The sequence below is a fragment of the Bacillus sp. FSL K6-2865 genome, assembly GCF_040311405.1.
Classification (GTDB): domain Bacteria; phylum Bacillota; class Bacilli; order Bacillales; family Bacillaceae; genus Bacillus; species Bacillus velezensis.
Genome location: NZ_CP152036.1, coordinates 3,830,377 through 3,853,231 on the forward strand (window position 1 = coordinate 3,830,377; position 22,855 = coordinate 3,853,231).

The window sequence follows — 22,855 nt, forward strand, 5'->3', positions numbered from 1 at the left end:
CGGCAGAACAAAATGTAAGCGCTTTTACACCAAAACCCATCAATCCCTTTCACATTGTCGTTACGCCCTTTTTATATGCAAGATTCATGCCAGGTTTTTTGCGCATAAAAAAAGAGGCTGTTGTCAGCCTCTTTCATCCTGGATTAACGCGGGTCAATAACCAGCTTTGTTTCGGCATAAAGACTGCCGGCCCCCAAACCGTTTACGTAATCGCCTTTAATTGTATACGCGCCCGCGCGCGGAAGGTTTTTACGCACCAGGACGAGATTGTATTCAGACGCGCCCAATAAGTCAAGGGTAAGCGGAAGTCTGACCGTTTTTCCGTAGTTGAGAATTTGCGTTTCTTTCAGTGTTCTTCCGTTTACAGAGTCCCTCACAGTGGCGTTGAACCCGTCAGGAAATTGAAATTCAACGGCACCGACGGCAAGCAGCGCATTCGGCTTGTATGTGACTTCAATATCAGACGTCGCGTATTCTTTCGTACTATTGACGGTTTTCGCTTCAATAACGGCAGATTGGGCGTTCGCATGAAAAGATGGCAAGAACACAGCTAAAAATACCGCAGCACTGATGAGAAAGGCCGAAAATGATTTTCTTTTTAACATCATGAATTCCTCCAGATCATATGGGATTCAGAGCGTCCTCTGCCGGAAAAGCGTGTCTGATGATTCCATTCGCGAATTGGGTTTCTCTTTTCCTGAGAATAATCTACCACCTTTATCCATGGAAGTAAATTATTTTTTGGAATATTCTATCATTTATTTTTCACGAGATGAATCAGCACAAAAAACGAAGACATCTGCTGTCTTCGTCTTGTGCGCTATCGGTGAGCCGTCTGCCAGTCAAATCCGATGGTGTCATCATTCCACGGGATTCTTTTTTCGTCAGGCTGATCCGGATTGTAGGACATTGTCGTGAAATAAATAATGGTCAGCGGGGTTTCACCCAGCACTCTGTACCCGTGTGCGACGCCTTTGGGAATGAGAAGGAGCATCGGATTGTCTTCTCCCATGTAGTAGACATCCGTTTCTCCCTTGGTTGCAGACTCTTCGCGAAGGTCATGCAGCACGACCTGGGCGTGGCCCGTCGGAAAAAACCATAGGTCATCCTGTTTCTCATGATAGTGAAACGCTTTAATGACGCCGGGATAGCTTTTGGACCAGGAAGCCTGCCCGAAACGCTCTAAGAGATGTTCATCGTCACGGACGAGTTCTGAGAAAAAACCCCGGTCATCGCTGTGTTTGATCAGCTTTTTGATTTTTACGCCTTCGATCACTTGCACTGTCCCTCCCTTTGTAAATAATCATGCAGCGCTTCCCGCCAATGCCTCATGCCGAGCCCCTGCCGTTCAATCGACTCAAGACTCAACACCGAGTAAGCGGGGCGCGGCGTCTCATTTCCGTATTCCTCCGTCGTGACGGGCAGCACGGAGGCGGTTCTGCCGCTTTCTTCAAAAATAGCCTTGGCAAATTCATACCAGCTGCACACTCCGCTGTTTGCGGCGTGGTATAAGCCCGGCGGCCTGTCAAACAGACCGATCACCGTTTCGGCTAAATCCTTTGTGTACGTCGGCGCCCCGACTTGATCGTTAACGACACGCACCTGATCATGTGTATCCGCAAGTTTCAGCATCGTATTGACAAAGTTGTGCCCGCCGCTGCCGTACACCCACGATGTTCTGATAATGGTGTGGTTTTTCCCCGTTAACCGGATCAGTTCTTCGCCGAGTTTTTTGCTTTTTCCGTAAATCGTGCCCGGATCTGCGGGATCATCGGTCTGGTATGGCCGTGTTCCTTTGCCGCTGAAGACGTAATCGGTGCTGATGTGAATGAATTTCGCGCCGGTGTTTTCAGCCTCAAGCGCGGCATAATAAGCGCCGATTCCGTTTATTAAATACGCTTTGTCGAGCTCCGTTTCACATTTGTCAACGGAGGTGTATGCCGCCGTATTGACGACGATATCCGGCTTGTAATGGCTGAACGAGTGCCGCACCGAACGCTGGTCAGATATGTTCATCATCGCTTTTGTCAAGGCGATCACTTCATACCCTTCCTGCTTCAGCTGGCGGCATAACTCCCGCCCCAGCTGGCCGGCCGCTCCGGTTACTAATACCTTCGTCAATCGGATCCCCTTCTTTCCGATTAGTCTTGGCTGTCTGTATACCAGCGAATGGTTCTTCTCATTCCTTCTTCAAATGTGACGTCCTGCCGCCATCCCAGCTCATTTTTCAGCTTTGAAGCATTGATGGCGTAACGGCGGTCATGCCCTTTTCTGTCTTCGACATGAGCAAACCGTTCCTCGACACCGAGCTCCTTCATGATAAATGACGCAAGCTCTTTATTCGTCCGTTCATTTCCTCCGCCGATATTGTAAATGTCACCGAGTGTTCCTTTTTCCAGCACGAGCTTAATGGCGCGGCAATGATCTTCGGCAAACAGCCAGTCTCTGATCTGCATCCCGTCGCCGTACAGCGGAACCGGCGTGCCGTTTACGGCATGCCTGATAATGGTCGGAATCATTTTCTCGTGATGCTGGTACGGCCCGTAATTGTTGCTGCATCTCGTAATGATGGCTGGAAGCTTATGGGTTCTCACATAAGACATGACGAGCAGGTCTGAGCTTGCCTTGCTGGCCGAATACGGGTTGTTCGGAGAAAGCGGCGTCGTCTCCGTAAAAGCGGGATCATCCGGCGCCAAATCTCCGTACACCTCATCTGTGGAAATGTGAATCAGCCTGCCGGCTTTTCCCTGTAACACCGCGTCCGCCAGTCGGTATGTGCCCATCACATTTGTTGTGATGAACGGCTCTGCCTGATTTATGCTTCTGTCCACATGGGATTCAGCCGCAAAATGAATGACAGCGTCATACATTTGGGAAAAGACTTTGTCAATGTCCTCTTTTTCAGAAATGTCACCTTTGATAAAACGGAAACGGCCGTTCTTTTTTAAGGCTTCTATTTCAAGCGGCCTGCTTGCATACGTGAGATTATCCAGGACGGTAATCTGCGCGTCCGTTTCTTTCAGCATCATCTTTGTAAAGGTAAGGCCGATAAATCCGGCGCCCCCTGTAATTAAATATGATTTTGGCATGATTAATGCTCCTGTCCTTTCTGTAATGCCTGATGCGCCAGGCTTCCGGCGAGGTAGAGCGATTCATGCGTGCCCGCATCCACCCACCAGCCCGTTAACACATCATACGTCAGCTCACTGTGTTCAATGTATAAATTATTGACATCCGTAATTTCCAGTTCGCCGCGTTTTGAAGGGGAAATTTGTTCAATATAGGAAAACACTTCTGCGTCGTACATGTAGATCCCTGTGACGCATAGTCTGGTCGGCGGCTGCTCCGGCTTTTCAATGATCGACTTGATCCGTTTGTTTTCCTCATCAATCTCGGCGATGCCGAAGCGCTCCGGATCGTCCACTTCTTTCAGCAGCACTTTCGCTCCTTTTCCCTGCTTTGCGAAACGCTCCGTATAAGGTTTTAATGAATCTTCAAAAATATTATCTCCCAAAAGCAGAACGAACGGATCGCGACCTGTAAACCGCTTTGCGTATGATAAACCGTCGGATATGCCGGATGCGGCTGGCTGAACCTGATATGTGATTGAGACGCCGAGCTCTTCTCCGGTTTCGAGAAGTTTATGAAATTGCGGAATATATTCTTTTTGCGTAATCAGCAAGATATCTGTAATCCCCGCTTCTTCCAGCTTCATGATCGACCAGTAAATCATCGGATATGGACCGACAGGGAGTAAATGCTTATTGACCGCTTTTGTCAGCGGCATAAGGCGTGAGCCGGTGCCTCCGGCTAAGATAACACCTTTCACATGAACACTTCCTTACGTGTGGTTTTATCACAAATCATAAAGAATCGCCGCCGCCCGTTTGATGCCCCTGCCGTCAACCAGCGGCTTTCCGTTTTGATGAAGTCCGGTCCGCATCGGATAATCAGCGGCCATGTCAGACATATGCCGTGCGAGAACGTCCGCTGATATGCATTCACCAAGGCCGAGATGAACGGCGGCCCCCCGTGCGGCGAATTTTTCCGCCGTCTCAGTTTGATGCTCCACTTGAGAAAGTACGATGCAGGGCACACCTGTACAAATGGTTTCATATAAAGTGATCCCGCCGGACACGACGGCCATATCAGCCCTCGAAAGAAGCGCGGCCATGTCATTTGTCTGCCTTACCAGCTCGGCATAAGGCATTTGTGTAAGATGCGCGCGCACGTCGTCAGCATGAGGCGCGGCGCCGCCCATGACGATGATCACTCGTTTTCGCTGAATGTCGGGGATGCGGCGGCATGCTTCCATCACTTTAAAGACAAGGTTCTTCGGGTCGCTTCCTCCTAATGAAACCAATATGGTCCGGCATTCTTTTCTCAGCTGATAAAGCTGTTTGGCTTTTTCAAAACCCGGATGAAGAATCATATAATCCGGGCCTTCATATACCGCGGCGCTGCCCATTTGGACCGTCCGGCTTTTCAGCCCTCCGTAAATGCCGTTTATAACGGCATCGCATAAATGAATGACATGTTCCCGTTTTTCTTCAAATAAGACGATGCGTGCCGATGAATGCTTTTTGACTTCCTCTAACCAGTCACACGGCATATCGAGCAGATCGAATATGAGAAGGTCAGGAGCCTGCCTGTTTATTTCCCGGACAATAAATTCCTTCTGTCCCTTGTCAGGCTTGATGATCACTTCCCATTGATCAGATGACAGATAAGAAGAAGCCTCTTTATTTGTGCAGAACGTTATTGAGCAATTGTTCTTAATGGCACCGGCAAGCAGCTTCATCCGCACCGCGTGCCCCATGCCGATGTCACGGCCCCCGTCCGCGAAAATCAAAACCCGCATGCTAATCAGCCTCTTTTTGCCGGATCATTTGATTAATGGCCCTGAGCTCCGGATCACTATTCAGCAGATGGATCAATTCTCTTGCCGGAATATCAGGACGCGAGCCCGCTTTTACGTACAGCTCGCGGGCCAGCCTGTAGTCCTCTTCTGTATCGACGGTCATCCGCAAGTGAGGAGCCCGGAGTTCCTGCGGGGGCTCAGGAAAGAGAAGCCGGTACCTCTCAGGAGATTCTCTTATTAAAAGCGTGACATGTTCCTGGTATTTGTCCGCCAGCGTTTTGTCGGCATTGATCTCCGTTAAAAGTCGCGCGCTTACCGCCTCGCCGCCGATGCCAAGCGGTGTACCGCAGATATACGTGTAGTCCGCGTGCTGATCTAAATGCGATTGAATCAGAAAATCAAGCAGCGAAGGGTCGACAAACGGGTTATCCCCCGTCAGTCTGACTGCGATGTCCGGTTTTACTCGTTCGATGACTTGTGCAAACCGGTCAAGCACGCGCTGCTCGCTACCGCGGTGCACACGGTAGTTCTTGCTGAGGCAGTGCGCAGACAGAATGTCGTCGGTCTTGCTGTCAGACGCGGCGACGATCAGATTATCCCGCGATTGATCATAATACGCGCTTTGCCGAACCCTTTTGACAATCATATCGAGAATCGTATACCCGCCGATCGGTTTCAGCACTTTGCCGGGAAGACGCCCGCTTCCCATCCGCGCCTGAATGATAAACAAAATGTCAGTCATCATATGGGCTGCCTTTCGTCAAAAGGTCATCCCAAGTGATGCCCGTGTCAGCGGGGATATCCCTGACCGCACGCGTCCCGTCAGTTAAAAGTTCAAAATATCTCGGGTGGAGCCCCTGCGGTTTTTGGCCGGGACGAAGGACGGCAAGGTTTTCCGCCGTAAAACATTCGCCTTTTTGAATCGGCGCTGTTGAAAAAATGCCTCTGTAAGCGAACCTTCTGATATCTCCTTCAATCGGTGTCGTGGTTTTATGGGAGCTTCCCGACAGCACTTCCGGCACCGAAGCGTGATGCCCCTGCCGCAGCTCCGCTTCAACTGAGCGGATCGCCGCAACCATTTGTTTTAATTCATCCGGATTGAGGGCGAAGGAGTGATCAGCACCGGGCAGGTTTTTATCGATCGTAAAATGCTTTTCAATCAGTTTCGCTCCGAGCCTGACCGCCGCGCACGGCACATCATACGGATGGGCGCTGTGATCGGAGAAACCGATCACTGCATCCGGGAATGCGGCGGCAAGCATGGGAATGACGCTCAGATTGCTGTATTCAGGCGGCGCGGGATATTTCGCTACACAATGCATGATCGCAATTTCTTTGTTCCCCTCGCCGGTAATGGTTTGATAAGCCTCCTGAATATCTGAAATATCAGCGCCCGCGGTGGAAAAAATAATCGGGGTCTTCAGCCCCGCGACATATTTCAATAACGGCAGATGGTTCAGCTCGTAGGAGGCGATTTTAAAGGCTGAAGGCGAAGTCGCATACAGTAAGTCGGCAGAGCCTTCGTCACAGACCGTGCTTAAAAAAAGCACGCCTTTTTTCTTACAATATTCAAGCAGCGGTTCGATCCACTCAGCGGGCATTTCCATTGATTGCACTAAAGAAAATATCGAGACGTCTTTTCCCGCAGCGGTTTTGTACAAGCCGGGGTCTTTCTGATACATTTTGTCAGCCTGAAACATTTGGAACTTGACCGCGTCCGCGCCGGCCTCACTGGCCGCATCTATCAATTCAAACGCCTGGCTCAGTTTTCCGTCATGATTAATTCCGGCTTCGGCGATGATGAATACGGGCGAACCTTCGCCGATTGACTTCGTTCCGATTTGGCATGATGCCATCAGTCCGCCTCCTTCCCGGGCCACACATGATAGTAGTAATAGGACGCATCCGCTTTAAATCCCATTCTTTCATACAGGCGGATGGCTCTTACATTGTGGAGCTGCGTTCCCGCTGATACAGTCTTATGCTGAAAGCGCAATGATTGTTCAATAATGTGCGCCGCTAAATGGAATCCCGCTCCTTTCCCTTCAAAGCCCGGCTTTACCGCCATCAGATCAAGGACGAATTCATCGCCTTTAGACAGCCCCTGAATAAAGCCCACGGTCTCTCCCTTATATGTGGCGGCGAATTGTAACGAAGCTCTGCCTTCCGCGTTATTCCGCGCCCACTCTTCAAACAGGCGGTTTGCACTTTCATAGCTGAGGCGGGGATCTTGGTAATACCTGCTTTTTGTAAAGGCGTCGCGGGCCAGCCGGCTGATCGCTTCCGTGTCGCCGGGTCCGGCTTCTGTAATCTCAAACGGCGGTGTGCTGTTATATACACGCACAGGACTGACGAGCTTGAGCAGACTCCCTACAAAATAAGCGTTCGGAAGCTGCTGAACGACCTGCATCGCGCCGATATCTTCAGCCGGTATTTTAATAAATATAAAATCAGTGCCTGCCGCCCGCCTTGCCGCGTAAAATTCCTGAAACAGCCTTTTAAGCTGACCGGCGCTGTTTGCGGCTGCAAGCTTCACATTGATGATATTTTTTCGGAACAATTGACTTTCCCACGAAGAGTTTTCATATAAAATTACGCCTTGAAGGCTGTTTTCTTCCAATAAACAGAGCGACGATTCATAGGCTTCCGGCTGAATGCCCTTCTGATGCAGGAAGGTATGAATCATGTCCTGCGCAAGATTTTCCCTCAGTCTGTACACCTAATCAGCCCCTTTGACGATATCCGTAACGGCTGCAATGACGTATTCAACGTCGTCATCTGTCATTGACGGATAAAGAGGGAGTGACACGGTGCGGTGATAATACGCTGCAGCGGCCGGAAAGTCAGTTTCCTTATACCCGTACGTTTTTTGATAATACGGATGGAACGGAACCGGAATAAAATGAACACTTGTGCCGATATTATATTGGTCTTTTAAAGCGGAAATCAGATCGTTCCGGCTGACCCCGGCCTCCTGCTCCTCTATTTGAAGAACATACAGATGCCATGCATGCCGCCCGTCATCACTGACATGCGGGATGGTCAGCCCTTTCATGTGTCTGAAGGCGTCCTGGTAGCGGCTCGCAATGTCGGCTCTTCTTTGCTGCATGCTGTCAATCCGTTTCAGCTGATGAAGCCCAAGCGCTGCCTGAAGATCATACATATTCATTTTATAGCCGGGCGTTTCGACCTCGTAGTACCAGCTTCCGTTTGAAGAATAGCGGTTCCACGCGCCTTTGCTCATGCCGTGAAGGCTGAGCACCCTGATTTGATCGGCAAGCCCGTCATCGTCCGTCGTCAGCATGCCGCCTTCACCGGTTGCCAGGTTTTTTGTCGCGTAGAAGCTGAATGCCGTCGCATCACCGATTGATCCGATCATTTTCTGTTTGTACGTGGTATACACGGCATGTGCGGCATCCTCTAAGACAAATAACTGATGCTTTTCGGCAATGGCCAGAATCTGATCCATATCACACGACTGGCCGGCGAAATGAACGGGTACAATCGCTTTTGTCCGCGGGGTGACGGCCGCCTCAATTTTTTCAGAGTCCGCATTCAGCGAAAGCGGATCGATGTCAACAAACACCGGAACGGCGCCTGTGTGCACGATTGTATTGGCCGTTGAACTGAACGTCACGGCAGACGTGATGACCTCGTCGCCGGGACCGATCCCTTTCGCTTTCAGGGCCAAAAACAAAGCGGCGGTACATGAGTTCAGCGCGATCGCGTGCTTTGCCCCCGTCCAGGCGGCAAAGGCTTTTTCAAACGCCTCTACTTTCGGTCCCTTTGAAAGCCAGCCCGATTCAAGCGTATCAATAACCTCCTGAATTTCGTCCTTCCCGATCATGGGCAATGAATAGGGAAGAAAAGCTGATCTTTTTTGCACCATTTTCTTTGCGCTCCTATCTTTTTTATGAAGGGTCAACCCGTCTGAAGCTGACTCCGGTTTTTTCCTGAAGCACTTGGCATAAAGCGGCAAGCGAATCCTGAACCGGGTAGTTCGCGGCGACAAAAGCACGGCGCGCCTGTTCCGCTTTTTGATATTCTGCGGGGCTTTCGCATATCCGGATTAATTCCTGAGCGAGTGCCTGCGGGTCCTCAAAGACAAATTCTCCAAGTGAGTGATAATAAGGGTATCTGCGGGTTCCCGCTGATTTTCCGATCAGCACGGGCTTTTGAAACAGCATCGCTTCAAGACCGACCGTTGATGTCTGTGTCACCGCAGCGTCAACATACGGGAGAATATCATACAGCTCCATCTCTTTTTTGATGATTTTGCCTGCTTTATATTTCCGCAGCACCTGATTGTAAGCATCCAGCTTGTTTTTGCCGATTTCCCACGGATGCGGTTTAATAATGAGCTGCATGTTCTTTTGGCCGGCAAGCTCTTCAAGCACTCCCGTATAAAATTCATCAGAAAACGGCTGCGTGGCGATCAGCGCCGTCCGCTGTGACGGGAGAAAAGAAAGTTTGCGGTAAAACGTGTCCTGATCTATCGGCTCTCTTGAGAAAATCTCGTCGAAACGGGGATGCCCCGTGATGATGATTTGTTCATCCCTGCAGCCTTTTGCTTTATACCACTCCGCTTCATAAGCCCCGAATACGGCCTGATAGTCCGTAAATACGGGCAGAAACGCTTCATCTCCCATGAGCGCTCCGTGCTGCAGACAGATGCTGACGGCGTTTTTTTTCGAGCACGTCAGCGCCAGCACACGGCTGTAAATATCCTCCGTCGTGCCGACTACAACGGCGGAAATCTTTTCGGCCGTAAACAAAATATCAATGGCGTCAATCGCTTCAATAAATAACGGGATGTCTTTATACAAACGTTCCTGAAATTCTCTGTTTCCGAAAGCGGGATGGCTGTGAAGCTCTTTCAAAATGGAATGGGCTTTTTCAATATAAGGGACGGGGTTCCCTTTTTGCCCCATTCCCGTCAGCTCCAATTTGCAGATAACGGGCAGCCCGTAATGGTCAGGCAGACTCCATCTGGCCAGTACTGCTGTTTTTGCCGGGTCAAACTGCCGGTAGTTTCCCTCGGTGAACCGAAGATGATCGAAATGCAGAATGACCTTTCCGTTTACCGGTTTCTCATCTGTTTTCTTAATGTTTTGCCTTTTTTGATCATAATATGGCTGTATACCGGCTTCAGGAATATGCTGATCAGCCGGACCGAAAAGCTCTGGGTTCTGCTCCATGCTCTCCCGAAGCGCCGGACTGATATATTGATAAAAATTACTGATCAATGCGAGCGGGATGTCTTTGTAGCGAAGTGACTGAAAAAGGTCAATATACTGCCGGTACAGCACCCAATAGTTCGCTAAGTATGCCGACAAGCCCTCACCCCTTTCCAAGCTTTTTTAATGATTCCCTCAGCTCCCGGCACGTGGTCTGCTGCGGAAGGCTGTTCACAAACTCGTTTTTCTCCGCCGCGAAAAGCTGATAATGGATGGATTGATCGGTAATATAATTGATATCAAGCTCCTCAGAAATCGGGTAAAACGGATAAAAATGATTCACTCTCCAGAAGAAACGGGCGTCACCAATCCGGTAAAACGCCGGGCTTTCATCCCAATAGGAACCGAATGCCGATTTGACCTGTTCCAGCACGGAAAACCGGTGCATGACCGAACAATGGTCAATGGCGCACGGCGCGTTCCACACGATCCGTTCGGCGGGCCTGGCCGTCTCCTTCACCGTCTCTTTCCGCTGATTCAGATGATAGGTTTTGGAACTTGAATACACGACGGCTTTTTCCGGGTCTTCATCAAGCTCTTTCACCATTTTCTCAAGCCGTTCCGGCACATACGTGTTGTCGTCGGTCGCATACGTCACGTACTCGCCCTCCGCCATTTCTATTGCCTGATTAATCAAGGCGGCGTAGCGTGTTTTTTCCGTTCTTTCTTTGACGCCCGATACATCGCTTTGATAAAACCGGATGCGGTCATCCGTGAGAAAAGGACGTATTTCCGCCAATGTCGCTTCATTTGAGTTGTCATCCATAATGAACAGCTCAAAGTCCGTAAACGTCTGAGACAAAATACTTTTAATAGAGCGGGCCACATAGTCACTTTTGTTATAGCTCGTCATGATCACTGACACTTTAGGCAACTCGTCACCCCCTTTTCGCACCTGAAACTACCGCTATCATATGTTCCTTATGCGGAAGATGCGCTAGGAATACAGACTATTATGTGAAAAGTCAGCATTGCGCACACAAAAAAAGCCGGCTCTGATGTCCGGACTTATTGGAGCGTATTTTCTTTTTTCGCATAAATCTTTCTTTGGGCTCATATGGTGGAATAGATAAAAACAGCAGCCGCTCTGTCGGCTGTCTGATACTTGTCAGGAGGTTTCAGCATCAAGAGGTTTTCATCAAAGGAGGAACAATATGAAACCGAAAAAGAATCAATATCAGCAAATGCAAGGGATGGGGATGGGAATGGATATGCAAGGATACCAGCCGCAGCTCGGGCCTAATCCTTATCCGCAGCCTCAGGGCCAAGGATCACAAATGATGCCGATGCAGCAGCAAATGACAATGCCGATGCAGCAAGGCCAGCAGAGCTTCGGCGGGGGGTTCCCCGGCCAGCCGCAGCAGCAGGGCGGCGGCAGCTTTCAGATTCCGTCAGGTCCATCATCGTCACAAAACGTTCCCGGCATGCTGCCGATTGAAGAGTCATACATTGAAAATATTCTGCGGTTGAACCGGGGCAAAACGGCGACGATTTATATGACATTTGAAAACAGCAAAGAATGGAATTCAAAGATTTTCCGCGGTGTGATTCAGGCGGCGGGACGTGACCATATCATCATCAGCGATCCGAAAACGGGCACCCGCTATCTGCTTCTGACCATTTACCTTGATTACATCACGTTTGATGAGGAAATCGCTTATACTTATCCGTACTCCATGTCTTCTTATTCTCCGAGATAAATCAAAAAGCCAATCGCTCACTTGACAGAGGATTGGCTTTTTTTCTTTATAAATATTTGACGGCCGCGACGATAATCATAATCCAAGAGATGATAAACGCCACGCCGCCGAGCGGTGTAATCGCGCCTAGAATGGAAATCTGCGTCACGCTCAATACGTACAGGCTTCCTGAAAACAGAACGATGCCCGCAAACATCAGCCAGCCCGCAACAGAAACACTGCCTGCGCCAGAAAGCTTTTCGGCCAAAAACGCGACAGCCAGAAGACCGAGCGCGTGATACATATGATATTGCACACCTGTGTGCCACACCTGTAAATATTTATCGGGGATTTTCCCTTCAAGCCCATGCGCGCCGAAAGCGCCCAGCGCCACGGCCAATAAAGCGTTAATCGCACCAAGAATAATAAACACTTTCATCTATTTTTCTCCCGCCTTTTCGTTAAAGTTTCCAATTCAATCATAACCCAACATCGGCAAAATTCAACGTCCGTCATCCGATGACACGAGATTGTCGGATTTTTTCTTTTTGATAAGCTGGATTCGGTCAATCGCTATCGCCAGCAGCGTCCCGAGCACAAGGCCGTTGCTTAAGAGCGAAATCAGGATCGGGTGCATCCCTGATAACGCGCTCTCCGGCACAAACATTACGCCGACCCCCGTCAGGAGCGCCAGACCGATAATGGAGCGGATTCGTTTTTGCTCCGCTTTCTCATAAGAGTCAAACTCCGTAAAGGCAAGACCCGCCATCGTGGAAAAAACGACGAAGTTTACCGCAAAGCCGACCGGTGAGGGCAGACTCGCAAACGCATTCATAAATAGCGGGATCATACTGATGATCATGACAAATACACTTCCCAAAAGAAACGGCTTTTTCGAAGGAAGCTTCGTCGTCTCAATAAAACCGGCCGCCCCTGAAATCGGCACAGGCGCAATGCCCCCTGACAGTCCGCTCAAAAGGTGGCTGATCGAAGCCGCAAACCCTGCCGGACGCTCACGCCGCTTCCCGACGGTGCCGCCGAATTTTTTCACCGCCGCTTCTACAACCCGGATGCTCGCGAGCATGTTGACAATCAAAAGCACGGTAATGAAGAGTGACGTAATGATCAGGCCGCTGTCAAACACGGGTTTTCCAAACGGAAAAAGAGACGGCAGCTGAATCACGCGGTCCGGTATTTGAATCGGTTTGGCAGCGCCGAAGACGGCGAATAAGATCCATCCGCCGGCAAGCGAAAGGAGAATCGCATACTGTCTTAAGAACGTAACATTCGATCGGGACATGATGAACATCGCCGCCGTCACAACCATGGCGAGCCCGAATACAAGGCCGTCGACGCTGTTTTTTAAATAGCCGATGCCCAAAAGGCCTTTCACAATCGGCTGACTCAGCTGCATGACCAACAGTAGCAGATACACACCGGTCACAACCGGCGTAAACAGCACGGCCAGCCGTTCAATCACTTTAAAAAGGCTGAACAAAAAGAAAAAGACAGCGCTTAATAACAGCGCCCCCTGCAGCGCCCGCAGCGTCTCGCCGAATGTCGCGAACACCGTGCCAGTCAGTCCGCCGTAAATCGTGTATACGCCCCACCATAAGCCTGCCGGGCTTTCATTAATCGGCAGACGATGTCCCTGGAGACATTGGATGACCGCGGCGACGCCAAGCACAAAAAATGTGCTCTGAATCAATGCGGCAGAATCGGCATGGTTCAAGTGAAATGATTGTGCGATGGCGACAGGAACTACAATCGCAGCCGCAATCATAAATGCCGTCCATTGCAAACCCCCGAGTATCAGTTTCAAGTCAATCAACCTCTCCTGTTAAAAATCGAAAATGGAATCCCCGTTTCCGTCTTCCTCACGTTCGTCTTTCGCTTTTTTCTGATATTGGTTCAGCCCGGCGCTGCCCATCATTTTTTCAAGCAGCAGCGGATCTGTCGAAGGAGACGCGGAAGGTTTCGGCGCCGCTTTCGGAATCGGATTCTGCACAGGCGCCGGAGCGGTGTGCGTCTGAGTGCCGAGCACGACATCACACAGAGAGCGGATGGCGGCCGCGTGCATTTTGACCTCCTCGGTGCGGGTCGCCGTTTTCGCCTGCCTCAGTTCTTCTTCCATCTTCTGAATCAAAGCAGAGATATGTATGTTCATGAGTAAATCCTCCAGCAGTAATTTGTCTTCTTCCTGCATTTTATCAAATTTCTGAGCGAATCGCAGAATTGAGTTTGTTATTTTTTCTGACGGCATACCGCCCGGAACGCCAAAAAAGGCGCTTTCCGCCGGGCGGAAGCGCCTCAAAAAAACCGTTTATTGCGGCAGGTCGGGGATGCACCAATCGATGGGCTGCTCCCCCATTTTTTCAAGGGCGGCGTTTGTACGGGAAAACGGTCTGCTCCCGAAAAAACCGTTCCTTGCCGAAAACGGGCTCGGATGAGTCGATTCAATAATAATGTGTTTCGATGTGTCAATGCGCTCTTTTTTCATCTGCGCGTGACGCCCCCATAGGATAAAGACAATCGGCTTCTCTCTTTCATTCACCACATCAATGATGCGGTCAGTGAGCCGCTCCCATCCCTTGCCTTTGTGGGAATTGGCCTGACCGCGGCGAACCGTAAGCACTGTGTTTAACAAAAGCACTCCCTGCTTCGCCCAGCTGACGAGCGATCCGTGGTTCGGTACGGAGCAGCCGATATCGTCCTGAAGCTCTATGAAAATATTTTTCAAAGACGGCGGCTGTCTGACCCCGGGCTGAACGGAAAAACTAAGCCCGTGCGCCTGTCCTGGCCCGTGATACGGGTCCTGTCCGAGAATGACTGCTTTTACATCCTCATAGGGCGTATAATGCAAGGCGTTAAAAATATCATGGCTGTCAGGATAAATCGTTTGGCTGCTGTATTCTTGTTTCAGCATCTCTCTCAGCTCTTGATAATACGGTTTGTCAAATTCATCTTTCAGCTGATTCCACCAGCTGTCTTTTAAAAGCTGTTTCAAACTGTCCGTCCCCCTTATGAACTGTGCAGTCTTGAATGGACGGGCTTTCCGTCCCACACAATGTCAGTCGGCGCCTCCCGCCTCTTCATGTCCGGCTCTTCAAGAAGAACCGCGAAGTTTTTCGTCGGGAGTTCTCCAAGCCCGTGCTTTTCGCTTAACCGGTCTAAGTACCGCTTCCGTTTGCCGCCGAGATCCGCGGACTGATTGCCGCCTCCCTCAAAAAACGCATATATGACGCTCGCGCAAGGAACACGCTTCACACGGTGCTGTTTCGCGGCGCGCAAATAAAAGTCCCAGTCCCAATAATTATGGACATCCGGATCAAAATACCCTAACGTGTCATGCAGAGAACGCCTGTACATGCTGCCTGACGGAACGTACGTGGAAAATACCCGCATATCCGCATAATCCGCCGTATAGGCGAACGGCTTTCGTGACACCGGGTATCTCGTGCCGCCCCGTTCTTCAAATGACACAATTTCCGCGTCAGAATGGACAAAATCCGCATCAGCAAGTGCAGCCGCCATTCTTTCCAAATGGCCCGGCGTAATGAAATCATCATCATCGCACAGCATGATACAATCACCCGACGCTTTTTTCACACCTGCGTTCCGAGCTTCCACATGTCCGGCATTCTGTTCTAAATCAATAATCTGAATCGGCAGATCGCTGTACAGCTGCTTCGCTTGTTCGACCGATTCCCCGGCATCATTTACAATGAACACTTCATAAGGCTTTATGGTCTGCATGGAAATCGACTCCAGCAGCTCACACAAAGCCGGAATCCGATTATACGTGACTATGACAATTGATATATTCATGATCCGCTCCTTCTGCTTTTTCTCATGTTCTATTAAAACATAAAGCGGCGGAGAGATCAGGGGGGATTTTTGATTTCGGCCCATTCAGAAACAAATCCAGGTCATGCCCGCCAGCAAAACGAGAATGATGAGAAGGTCTCCCCAAACAGTGCAGACCGCCTTGGCATTAAGTCTGCCCGCCTCCATGGCGTTCCAAAGTTTTGATTGATAAACAGGCACCAACACCATCGCATAGCATGTGCACAAGCAGACAAAAGCCGGCGGGACAAGCGCACATCCATCCTCATGCCAATCATGAATCAGTTCCGGTATACTCACCCCGCTGTCAATGTACAAGTATAATATACCCGCCAGCGGAATGAGCGAACTGATCTGCAGCTCGAAAAGTTTCACTTTCCACTCCCGTGCAAATGAAACAGCCCAAAGCCACCCCAGCGCATAAAATAAGAGAAGGAACAAAATCCCGAAAACAGCAAAAAAAGCGTCTTGCAGCGTGTTCATTACCATAATAAAAAGACTCACAACAGGCAATACGAGAAGCAAGCTGAAAACGGTAAACACGGTAACGGCTATTTGGGCGCACGCGCCGTATATCCACGAACCCAGTCTCATTTCATCACTCCTATATAGAAATTCTATGTATATAGTGAAAAAAATCAGGCAAGTCTCTGCCTGCCTGCGTAAAAACCCAATTTTCCGCAAAACGGAAAACAGACCGTCACAACGGCGCATACTGCCGCAAAACTCGGTGTGACCGCCGAAGGAAACAGCCCAGCCGGAACCAGATTGAACAAAAAGACAAACATAAAACATAGATTCGGCACCATTGAAGCCCATACCGTCCGCTCAGCAAGCTTTTTGCCGCCAGCCCCGAACTCTTTGCCAGCTTGATAGCCGATTTGGAACCAATACAGCACATAACCGATCATGATCAGCCATACTGACACGGAAATCCCTTTCCACAGCGCGTCAACAGCGGGATGAATTCTCCACGCGTGCATCATCGTAATCATCGCCCCCATCACAAAAAGACCGCAGTTGCAGAACAGATAAAAGAGCATAAAAGTCCGCGCGGGCACCGCCGAAGCTTTTTGAAAAGCAGAGATAATCTCAGACGGAGTCCCCACTTCCCGCAGAATAAGCGCCATCGCTTCGCTTTCGGTTTTGCCTTTTTCCAGATGATCACAAATGGCATGATGAATATGGCTTTCGATTTCCTTTAATAATTCACGGCTTCCGGCCTTGCCTTCCAGCCCTTTTCTGATTTCCTGCACATAAAGGTCCTTATCCATTCTGCCCGCCCCGCTTCAGCATCCGGTCCATCAAAGCAGAGAACAGATTCCATTCCTTCGTCCGTTCGGCTAGAATGGTTTTTCCTTCATCGGTGATCCGGTAATATTTTCGGTCCGGCCCTTTGGTCTGCTTTTCCCAGTAAGAAGAAATATAGCTTTGGCGTTCAAGCTTATGAAGCGATGGGTACAGCGTGCCTTCCTTCATTTGCAGTTCATTCCCGCTTCTTTTCTCCATTTCTTTCACAAGTTCATACCCGTACATGGGCCGTTCATTCAGGAGCGTCAGCACCAGAATGACCGTGCTTCCCTTTACAAGCTCCCTGTTGAGCATTTATTTTCTCACCCTTACCTAGTAATCTTATGTAGGTATTGTACGCACATCCCCTGCGGCTGTCAAATCATTCCTCCAAGCCTTCCGTATTGTGATTGGGAGAAAATCTAACTATAATGAGATATAAAACACTGATGGAGGCCATTGATATGTCAATGCACAAAGCACTTACTATTGCCGGTTCTGATTCCAGCGGCGGCGCGGGAATTCAGGCCGATTTAAAAACATTTCAAGAAAAAAACGTATACGGAATGACGGCTTTGACCGTGATCGTAGCGATGGACCCGGAGAACAGCTGGGATCATCAAGTATTTCCGATCGATGCCGATACGATTCGCGCACAGCTGGCGACGATTGTTGACGGAATCGGCGTAGACGCCATGAAAACGGGAATGCTCCCTACCGTGGAGATCATAGAGCTTGCGGCGAAAACGATTAAAGAAAAACAGCTGAAGAATGTCGTTATCGATCCTGTCATGGTCTGCAAAGGAGCGAACGAAGTGCTGTATCCGGAGCATGCCGAAGCGCTTCGCACCCAATTGGCGCCTCTGGCAACCGTCATCACGCCAAACCTGTTTGAAGCAAGCCAGCTGAGCGATATGGATGAATTAAAAACGGTGGAAGACATGAAAGAAGCGGCCAAGAAAATTCACGAACTCGGCGCGAAATATGTATTGATTACAGGCGGAGGCAAATTGAAACATGAAAAAGCGATCGACGTGCTGTATGACGGAAAAACCGCGGAAGTATTAGAAAGCGAAATGATTGATACACCTTACACGCACGGAGCCGGATGCACATTCTCCGCCGCCGTGACGGCAGAACTGGCCAAAGGCGCTGAAGTGAAGGAAGCCATCTATGCGGCAAAAGAATTTATCACTGCGGCAATCAAAGAATCCTTCCCGCTGAACCAATACATCGGACCGACTAAACATTCGGCGATGCGTCTTAGCGGAAAATAAAATAAATATCCCCCTCATGATCGAGGGGGATTATTTCATTTTTTTCGCGGATGACCGCAAAAACATCTCAATAGACTGCACAAACAGCGCATATTCCTTCATCTGTTCATATGTATGCATCAGCCGAGCACTCCATTCATTGTGCGGCTCAGCTCTCTTGAGCATGCGATTGAGCTGAAGCAATACTTCTTTATATTCTTCCCGCTTATCTTCCACTTGCTCTGCGGCTTTGACAAGTAAACATTTCGGCGTCATCTTCTGATTTTTCAAAACTGAGAAAACAACTCCTTTTATTCCTGGAATCATAGGCTTTCGTTTGAAGAATAGCACAGATGGCATAGGTTTCACATAAGAAAAAAGAACGATTTTCTACAAAAGTGTCCAAATTGAGCCATTTATTTCCGTTTTTCCTGCCGAAGTGACGGTTACGTCATCATTTCCCGGGAAAGGAAAATATCTGGCGCTGAATACCTCTTCTCCATCATTCAAAAACAATTCAATCGAGGATGCATCCAGAAAGAGCTGCACGGAATGCACCTCGCTGACGGCGCAGCTTCTCTTTTCTTTTTCTTCTCCGCTGAAAGCGGTGCGCTCCAGCACAGCCAGCCCCTCTTCCTGATGAAATATAAACCGGGCCGCGCCCCGAATTGAGATTTCAAAACCGGATTCGCAAGTGATGTCTTCCAGCAGCACTTCAGCCCGGGACGCATCTTTCACCGGGAGGCTTACAGACGAACAATTCAATTGAAGCCGGCGCTTTTGTTCATCCGTGCGGCGTGATTTCATTTCCGAGAGCGGGCGCTGTATGATTCTGCCGTTGGACAGTGACAGCTGTCTCGGCATCGTTAAGCAGTGAATCCAGTGATACGCATGTGTCGGATGTTTGTCCTCATGCTGATCCGGAACGCCCATCCACGCGAACAGAATTCTCCGTCCCTTATCATCTTCCAGCGTCTGCGCCGCGTAAAAGTCAAATCCTCTGTCAAGCTCCGTAAATTCACCGTGCTTAAATTCTGGCGGCTCTGTATGCAGCCTGCCGAGGAAATAGCCCGCCTGGTGGCTGTTATGATATTTTATCCCGTCGGATACAAGCCCCTGCGGACATACGAGCAGCACGTCGGTTCCGTCAAGGGAAAACAAGTCGGGACATTCCCACATATAACCGAATGACCCGAGACCGCCGGAGTCCGCTCCCGCAATCGCACCGAGAAACGTCCAATCCGTCAAGTTCTCTGATGTGAACAACACAGCGCTTCCGGTGAGCTTTTCTGTCTGCGCGCCAAGCACCATGTAATACGCTCCGTCTTTCTTCCAAACCTTCGGATCACGGAAATGAGCGGTATAGCCTTCCGGGAGACGAGCGACGACTCCTTTTTTTTCAAATACGATCCCGTCTTCGGATACGGCGAGGCATTGATACGTTTCCCGATTGCCTTCTCCGTCACGGACATTGCCTGTGTACATCAGACAGAGCCGCCCGTCTTTTTCGATGGCGCTTCCGGAATAACAGCCGTTTTTGTCATACCACTCACCCGGCGCAAGCGCGATTTCTTCCTCTTTCCACTCAACGAAATCCTTCGTCGTCACATGCGCCCAAAATTTCGCGCCGTGCCCCGTATGAAATGGCTGCCATTGAAAAAACAAGTGATATACGCCGTTCCATTGGATCACGCCGTTCGGATCATTTAAAAGCCCGACCGGCGGCATAATATGATAGTTCTGGCGGTATGGATCTGACGCGGCTGTTTCTCCCCGCTTCTTTTTTGCTTCCTCAGCCTGCAGGCGCAGCTCTTGATCCGGTGTCCTCATTTGACGGCCTCCTTTTCTTTAGCTCCCATAATGTAAGCGGCAATAAACGCCGAGACAGAGGCGATGCCCATTCCGATCAGATAGTTTATAAGATTTCCTAAACCGAGCGGAGCCGTGATGGCAATCATCGGAATTCCGGTCAGACCGTAGGCATTGGCGGCGACACCGGTCACCACGACATAGGCTCCGCCCAGCGCTCCGCCGATCATTCCCGCGATAAACGGCTTGCGGTATCTTAGGTTCACACCGAAAATGACTGGTTCGGTTACACCGAGAAAAGCGGAAAATGCGGCCGGCAGAGCGATTTCTTTCATTTTCGCTTTTTTCGTCAGGAAAAATACAGCCAGTCCCGCCGCACCCTGAGCGACATTCGCCATCGACCAGATAGGAAGGATATAGTTTCTGCCCAAATCAGCGATGAGGCCGGCCTCAATCGCATGAAAGCTGTGATGCACACCGGTAAGCACAATAAGCGGATAAAGACCGCCGAAAAGCAGTCCGGCAACAATGCCCGCATGATCATACACATATGTCAGCGAGACGGTAATGCCTGATCCGATCGCCCTGCCAAGCGGACCGATTGCGATAAAGGTGATAAATCCTGTGACAATCACCGTGACAAACGGCGTGACCAATAAATCGAATGCGTGAGGCACAATTTTTCTCGTGCCCTTTTCCACTTTGCTCATAATGTAAACGGCTAACAGTACGGGGATGACCGTCCCTTGGTAGCCGAGCAGCGCAATGTCGAAGCCGAAGAGCTGCATAAAATCAGGCGATGCATCCGCAAGCCCCCACGGATTCAAAAGCGCCGGATGGATCATAATTCCCCCGAGCACGGCACCAAGATAGGCATTACCGCCAAATTCCTTCGCCGCGCTGAACCCGATGAATACGGGCAGGAAGATAAACGCCGCGCTTGAAAACATGTCTAAAAGCTTAAACAGCGATGATTGTTCAGACACCCAGTGAAAAGCCTTCATCATGCCGAGCAGCCCCATTAAAAGTCCGCTTGCCACGATAGCCGGAATGATGGGAACGAATATGTTAGACAGTGTCTTCGCAAATCTTGCGGCCGGATTCAGCTTTTTTTTCGCTGCGTCCTGATGTGTCTCACGATCCTCCCGCCCCAAATCGGCTTCTTTTGAAAAAGCGTCATACACTTTATTCACGAGACCGGTGCCGAATATAATCTGATATTGCCCCGAGCTGCTGAAAGCCCCTTTTACGCCTTCTATTTCTTCAATGCCAGCCTGGCTGATCTTCTGTTCATCTTGAATGACAAGCCTGAGCCGCGTCGCGCAATGTGTCGCGCTGATGATATTTGATTCCCCTCCGATATGTTTGATAAGCTGTTTTGCCGTTTCTTGATAATTCATGATGTATCCCCCTTTCTAAAATCAAAAAAGACCTAAAATTCGCCAACGAAAAAGGTCAGCATGATCCCTTTTTCATGTACGCAAATTTTAGGTCTTGCCTGCATTACCAGTCACAATCCCGCCGGATTCAGTTTTTTTAATGCGCTTTCATTCTATTTCATGATAGCGCTTTCGTCAATATGTTTTCAAAAAAAAAGTCTGTTTCTCGAAACAGACGCGTTATTCCGGGTTTTTTTGCAGACGCTGGACATGCAGCGTGATATAGCCGGCCTCGGATTCCGGCAGTTCCAAATCATATTCAGTTCTTAAAAACGCCGCCAGTTCAAGCGCACACCGATAAGCAAACGGATACTTTTTTTGGATGAAATAAAGCATCTCCTCGTCCATGGAATGGAGTGCTTCATTTGAGTCCAACCGGCTGACCGCATACCGTAAGTGCGTGACGAGGCGCTGATAGGAAATACTGTCTTCATCCACCTTCTGTTCGAAAAAGGATTCGATCTTTTCGATCATTTCTTTGATCATGGTTGTATGCTTCATCGCCGAATACATGCTTTTGGCATCCGCCTTGGCAGTGTGGATATGAAGCGCGATATACCCCGCCTCATCATCAGGCAATGATATACCGAGGGTTTGTTTCACGTGTTCAACCGCCCAGCGGCCGATCTCATATTCTTTTTTATAAAGCGCCTTAATTTCATGAAGCAATCGGTTATGCACCTGAAGGCCGTTTTGAATCCTTTCGATCGCAAAGGATAAATGGTCCGCCAGCGCAATGTGGATGTGATCGCTCAAAGGTGCCGCAAGCTCTCCCTCCGCATGGCTGATGATATCTTCAGCCGCCTCTATATGCTCTTCGGGAAGCGTTTCTAACACTTGTTTGAACTTTTCATTTTCGTCGTGCACGACAAATATTTTTTCAATTTTATGTTTTTGAATCACATCATTTTTTCTCTTTTGAAAAGCGATTCCGGGACCCATTACGATCTTTTCCCGTCCGTCTTCTTTTATTAACGCCGCATTGTTATTTAATACTTTGTCTATTCTCAAGAGGTTCGCTCCCGTTCATATGTTTAGTGGGATTGTACCCTCTTTTTCATATGATGTAAAGGTGCCGGACCCGCGCGCTCCCGTTTCGGCAATTCTTTGCGGACAGGCATCCATCGGTTTTTATCCAGCCCGCCGCGGGCCGATTTCGTTTCATCGGTCAAATCCGCCGATCGGACACGGCTCACAAACGAAAAAGCCCCAGCCGTCCGCTTCGCTTTCTTATAATAAGCCGCTTGGTTTCCATACACGGCGGCTAATGGATATCTTCCGTTACCCGGCGCCATCCAGTTCATCAGAAAGACCATCCACACCCGTAAAGATACTAGCAAACGTTTCATTGCAAATCATCCCTCCGCTTCTTTTTGACAGACAGCTTGTTCGCAGGCCTGTTTTTCTCTCCGCTTTAACGGAAAAGGCGGCCGATCCT

27 protein-coding genes are annotated in these 22,855 nt (G+C 49.6%); 2 read left to right on the plus strand and 25 right to left on the minus strand.

Annotated features, from left to right (window positions below):
* Positions 1 to 143: 143 nt before the first annotated feature.
* From bslB to NYE42_RS18955, 12 genes are all read right to left on the minus strand, one after another.
* Positions 144 to 605: a biofilm surface layer hydrophobin BslB gene (gene bslB, locus NYE42_RS18900; RefSeq protein WP_327954778.1), complete on the minus strand. Its 462-nt coding sequence runs from the start codon at positions 603 to 605 to the stop codon at positions 144 to 146.
* 215 nt (positions 606 to 820) lie between these two features.
* A complete protein-coding gene (locus NYE42_RS18905) occupies positions 821 to 1,276 on the minus strand; it encodes a dTDP-4-dehydrorhamnose 3,5-epimerase family protein (RefSeq protein ID WP_003150986.1) in 456 nt (151 codons plus the stop codon).
* On the minus strand, positions 1,273 to 2,121 hold the full coding sequence (gene rfbD / locus NYE42_RS18910) for a dTDP-4-dehydrorhamnose reductase (RefSeq protein ID WP_114354770.1): 849 nt from the start codon (positions 2,119 to 2,121) through the stop codon (positions 1,273 to 1,275). Before rfbD ends, NYE42_RS18905 begins: the two co-directional genes overlap by 4 nt.
* A gap of 20 nt (positions 2,122 to 2,141) precedes the next feature.
* Entirely contained in the window at positions 2,142 to 3,089 is a 948-nt protein-coding gene (rfbB, locus tag NYE42_RS18915; protein WP_007407684.1) for a dTDP-glucose 4,6-dehydratase, read from the minus strand.
* Positions 3,090 to 3,091: 2 nt separating this feature from the next.
* A complete protein-coding gene (locus NYE42_RS18920; protein ID WP_003150981.1) occupies positions 3,092 to 3,829 on the minus strand; it encodes a sugar phosphate nucleotidyltransferase in 738 nt (245 codons plus the stop codon).
* A gap of 27 nt (positions 3,830 to 3,856) precedes the next feature.
* Positions 3,857 to 4,861, minus strand: coding sequence for a glycosyltransferase (locus NYE42_RS18925; protein ID WP_144664814.1), 1,005 nt, complete (start codon positions 4,859 to 4,861; stop codon positions 3,857 to 3,859).
* Between the two features lies 1 nt (position 4,862).
* Positions 4,863 to 5,603 carry a spore coat protein gene (locus tag NYE42_RS18930; protein WP_186314448.1) on the minus strand — a complete coding sequence of 247 codons (741 nt, stop codon included), beginning with the start codon at positions 5,601 to 5,603 and terminating at the stop codon, positions 4,863 to 4,865.
* Positions 5,596 to 6,717: an N-acetylneuraminate synthase family protein gene (locus NYE42_RS18935; protein ID WP_047936283.1), complete on the minus strand. Its 1,122-nt coding sequence runs from the start codon at positions 6,715 to 6,717 to the stop codon at positions 5,596 to 5,598. The genes NYE42_RS18930 and NYE42_RS18935 overlap by 8 nt, the downstream gene beginning before the upstream one ends.
* The gene (locus NYE42_RS18940) at positions 6,717 to 7,580 is read right to left on the minus strand and encodes a GNAT family N-acetyltransferase (protein WP_015418470.1); all 864 of its coding nucleotides are present in this window, start codon (positions 7,578 to 7,580) and stop codon (positions 6,717 to 6,719) included. Before NYE42_RS18940 ends, NYE42_RS18935 begins: the two co-directional genes overlap by 1 nt.
* Positions 7,581 to 8,750, minus strand: a complete 1,170-nt coding sequence (locus NYE42_RS18945; RefSeq protein ID WP_342497130.1) for a DegT/DnrJ/EryC1/StrS family aminotransferase — start codon at positions 8,748 to 8,750, stop codon at positions 7,581 to 7,583.
* Positions 8,751 to 8,772: 22 nt separating this feature from the next.
* On the minus strand, positions 8,773 to 10,197 hold the full coding sequence (locus tag NYE42_RS18950) for a CDP-glycerol glycerophosphotransferase family protein (protein WP_144664811.1): 1,425 nt from the start codon (positions 10,195 to 10,197) through the stop codon (positions 8,773 to 8,775).
* 4 nt (positions 10,198 to 10,201) lie between these two features.
* Positions 10,202 to 10,972: a glycosyltransferase family 2 protein gene (locus NYE42_RS18955; protein WP_015240806.1), complete on the minus strand. Its 771-nt coding sequence runs from the start codon at positions 10,970 to 10,972 to the stop codon at positions 10,202 to 10,204.
* Between the two features lie 280 nt (positions 10,973 to 11,252).
* On the opposite strand from NYE42_RS18955, the gene gerQ reads away from it, so the two are divergent.
* On the plus strand, positions 11,253 to 11,798 hold the full coding sequence (gene gerQ, locus NYE42_RS18960; protein WP_007614539.1) for a spore coat protein GerQ: 546 nt from the start codon (positions 11,253 to 11,255) through the stop codon (positions 11,796 to 11,798).
* A gap of 46 nt (positions 11,799 to 11,844) precedes the next feature.
* Here the strand turns inward: gerQ and NYE42_RS18965 are convergent, their stop codons facing one another.
* The 8 genes from NYE42_RS18965 to NYE42_RS19000 form a co-directional block, all read right to left on the minus strand.
* Positions 11,845 to 12,216, minus strand: coding sequence for a DUF423 domain-containing protein (locus NYE42_RS18965; RefSeq protein WP_003150969.1), 372 nt, complete (start codon positions 12,214 to 12,216; stop codon positions 11,845 to 11,847).
* 63 nt (positions 12,217 to 12,279) lie between these two features.
* Positions 12,280 to 13,599, minus strand: coding sequence for a purine/pyrimidine permease (locus NYE42_RS18970; protein ID WP_144664810.1), 1,320 nt, complete (start codon positions 13,597 to 13,599; stop codon positions 12,280 to 12,282).
* Positions 13,600 to 13,617: 18 nt separating this feature from the next.
* Positions 13,618 to 14,040, minus strand: coding sequence for a YwdI family protein (locus NYE42_RS18975; RefSeq protein ID WP_015387535.1), 423 nt, complete (start codon positions 14,038 to 14,040; stop codon positions 13,618 to 13,620).
* Positions 14,041 to 14,100: 60 nt separating this feature from the next.
* Positions 14,101 to 14,784: a uracil-DNA glycosylase gene (locus NYE42_RS18980; RefSeq protein ID WP_012118732.1), complete on the minus strand. Its 684-nt coding sequence runs from the start codon at positions 14,782 to 14,784 to the stop codon at positions 14,101 to 14,103.
* 14 nt (positions 14,785 to 14,798) lie between these two features.
* Complete coding sequence (locus NYE42_RS18985; RefSeq protein ID WP_241457750.1) at positions 14,799 to 15,605, minus strand: glycosyltransferase family 2 protein; 807 nt, start codon at positions 15,603 to 15,605, stop codon at positions 14,799 to 14,801.
* An 84-nt stretch (positions 15,606 to 15,689) separates the two neighbouring features.
* Positions 15,690 to 16,217, minus strand: coding sequence for a hypothetical protein (locus NYE42_RS18990; protein ID WP_241457752.1), 528 nt, complete (start codon positions 16,215 to 16,217; stop codon positions 15,690 to 15,692).
* Between the two features lie 44 nt (positions 16,218 to 16,261).
* Positions 16,262 to 16,897 (minus strand): permease prefix domain 1-containing protein, encoded by a 636-nt coding sequence (locus tag NYE42_RS18995; protein WP_132105616.1) that lies wholly within the window; start codon positions 16,895 to 16,897, stop codon positions 16,262 to 16,264.
* Positions 16,890 to 17,228, minus strand: coding sequence for a PadR family transcriptional regulator (locus NYE42_RS19000; RefSeq protein ID WP_007614551.1), 339 nt, complete (start codon positions 17,226 to 17,228; stop codon positions 16,890 to 16,892). The genes NYE42_RS18995 and NYE42_RS19000 overlap by 8 nt, the downstream gene beginning before the upstream one ends.
* A gap of 149 nt (positions 17,229 to 17,377) precedes the next feature.
* Between NYE42_RS19000 and NYE42_RS19005 the strand changes: the two genes are divergently transcribed.
* The gene (locus tag NYE42_RS19005; protein ID WP_144664805.1) at positions 17,378 to 18,190 is read left to right on the plus strand and encodes a bifunctional hydroxymethylpyrimidine kinase/phosphomethylpyrimidine kinase; all 813 of its coding nucleotides are present in this window, start codon (positions 17,378 to 17,380) and stop codon (positions 18,188 to 18,190) included.
* 30 nt (positions 18,191 to 18,220) lie between these two features.
* Here NYE42_RS19005 and NYE42_RS19010 read toward each other — a convergent pair whose 3' ends face one another.
* The 5 genes from NYE42_RS19010 to NYE42_RS19030 form a co-directional block, all read right to left on the minus strand.
* Positions 18,221 to 18,445, minus strand: a complete 225-nt coding sequence (locus NYE42_RS19010; protein WP_032863870.1) for a hypothetical protein — start codon at positions 18,443 to 18,445, stop codon at positions 18,221 to 18,223.
* A gap of 114 nt (positions 18,446 to 18,559) precedes the next feature.
* Entirely contained in the window at positions 18,560 to 19,999 is a 1,440-nt protein-coding gene (locus NYE42_RS19015) for a sucrose-6-phosphate hydrolase (RefSeq protein WP_251257204.1), read from the minus strand.
* Entirely contained in the window at positions 19,996 to 21,378 is a 1,383-nt protein-coding gene (locus NYE42_RS19020) for a sucrose-specific PTS transporter subunit IIBC (protein ID WP_007614557.1), read from the minus strand. The genes NYE42_RS19015 and NYE42_RS19020 overlap by 4 nt, the downstream gene beginning before the upstream one ends.
* Positions 21,379 to 21,597: 219 nt before the next feature.
* On the minus strand, positions 21,598 to 22,428 hold the full coding sequence (locus NYE42_RS19025) for a transcription antiterminator (RefSeq protein WP_015418481.1): 831 nt from the start codon (positions 22,426 to 22,428) through the stop codon (positions 21,598 to 21,600).
* A 23-nt stretch (positions 22,429 to 22,451) separates the two neighbouring features.
* A complete protein-coding gene (locus NYE42_RS19030) occupies positions 22,452 to 22,766 on the minus strand; it encodes a hypothetical protein (RefSeq protein WP_038464397.1) in 315 nt (104 codons plus the stop codon).
* Between the last annotated feature and the right edge of the window lie 89 nt (positions 22,767 to 22,855).

Excerpts from the sequence above, each read along its gene's own strand:
- bslB (WP_327954778.1), bottom strand. The coding sequence starts at position 605 with ATGTTAAAAAGAAAATCATTTTCGGCCTTTCTCATCAGTGCTGCGGTA.
- rfbB (WP_007407684.1), bottom strand. The coding sequence starts at position 3,089 with ATGCCAAAATCATATTTAATTACAGGGGGCGCCGGATTTATCGGCCTT.
- NYE42_RS18925 (WP_144664814.1), bottom strand. The coding sequence starts at position 4,861 with ATGCGGGTTTTGATTTTCGCGGACGGGGGCCGTGACATCGGCATGGGG.
- NYE42_RS18930 (WP_186314448.1), bottom strand. The coding sequence starts at position 5,603 with ATGACTGACATTTTGTTTATCATTCAGGCGCGGATGGGAAGCGGGCGT.
- NYE42_RS18935 (WP_047936283.1), bottom strand. The coding sequence starts at position 6,717 with ATGGCATCATGCCAAATCGGAACGAAGTCAATCGGCGAAGGTTCGCCC.
- NYE42_RS18945 (WP_342497130.1), bottom strand. The coding sequence starts at position 8,750 with ATGGTGCAAAAAAGATCAGCTTTTCTTCCCTATTCATTGCCCATGATC.
- gerQ (WP_007614539.1), top strand. The coding sequence starts at position 11,253 with ATGAAACCGAAAAAGAATCAATATCAGCAAATGCAAGGGATGGGGATG.
- NYE42_RS18965 (WP_003150969.1), bottom strand. The coding sequence starts at position 12,216 with ATGAAAGTGTTTATTATTCTTGGTGCGATTAACGCTTTATTGGCCGTG.
- NYE42_RS18975 (WP_015387535.1), bottom strand. The coding sequence starts at position 14,040 with ATGCCGTCAGAAAAAATAACAAACTCAATTCTGCGATTCGCTCAGAAA.
- NYE42_RS18985 (WP_241457750.1), bottom strand. The coding sequence starts at position 15,605 with ATGAATATATCAATTGTCATAGTCACGTATAATCGGATTCCGGCTTTG.
- NYE42_RS18990 (WP_241457752.1), bottom strand. The coding sequence starts at position 16,217 with ATGAGACTGGGTTCGTGGATATACGGCGCGTGCGCCCAAATAGCCGTT.
- NYE42_RS18995 (WP_132105616.1), bottom strand. The coding sequence starts at position 16,897 with ATGGATAAGGACCTTTATGTGCAGGAAATCAGAAAAGGGCTGGAAGGC.
- NYE42_RS19000 (WP_007614551.1), bottom strand. The coding sequence starts at position 17,228 with ATGCTCAACAGGGAGCTTGTAAAGGGAAGCACGGTCATTCTGGTGCTG.
- NYE42_RS19005 (WP_144664805.1), top strand. The coding sequence starts at position 17,378 with ATGTCAATGCACAAAGCACTTACTATTGCCGGTTCTGATTCCAGCGGC.
- NYE42_RS19010 (WP_032863870.1), bottom strand. The coding sequence starts at position 18,445 with ATGACGCCGAAATGTTTACTTGTCAAAGCCGCAGAGCAAGTGGAAGAT.
- NYE42_RS19015 (WP_251257204.1), bottom strand. The coding sequence starts at position 19,999 with ATGAGGACACCGGATCAAGAGCTGCGCCTGCAGGCTGAGGAAGCAAAA.
- NYE42_RS19020 (WP_007614557.1), bottom strand. The coding sequence starts at position 21,378 with ATGAATTATCAAGAAACGGCAAAACAGCTTATCAAACATATCGGAGGG.
- NYE42_RS19030 (WP_038464397.1), bottom strand. The coding sequence starts at position 22,766 with ATGAAACGTTTGCTAGTATCTTTACGGGTGTGGATGGTCTTTCTGATG.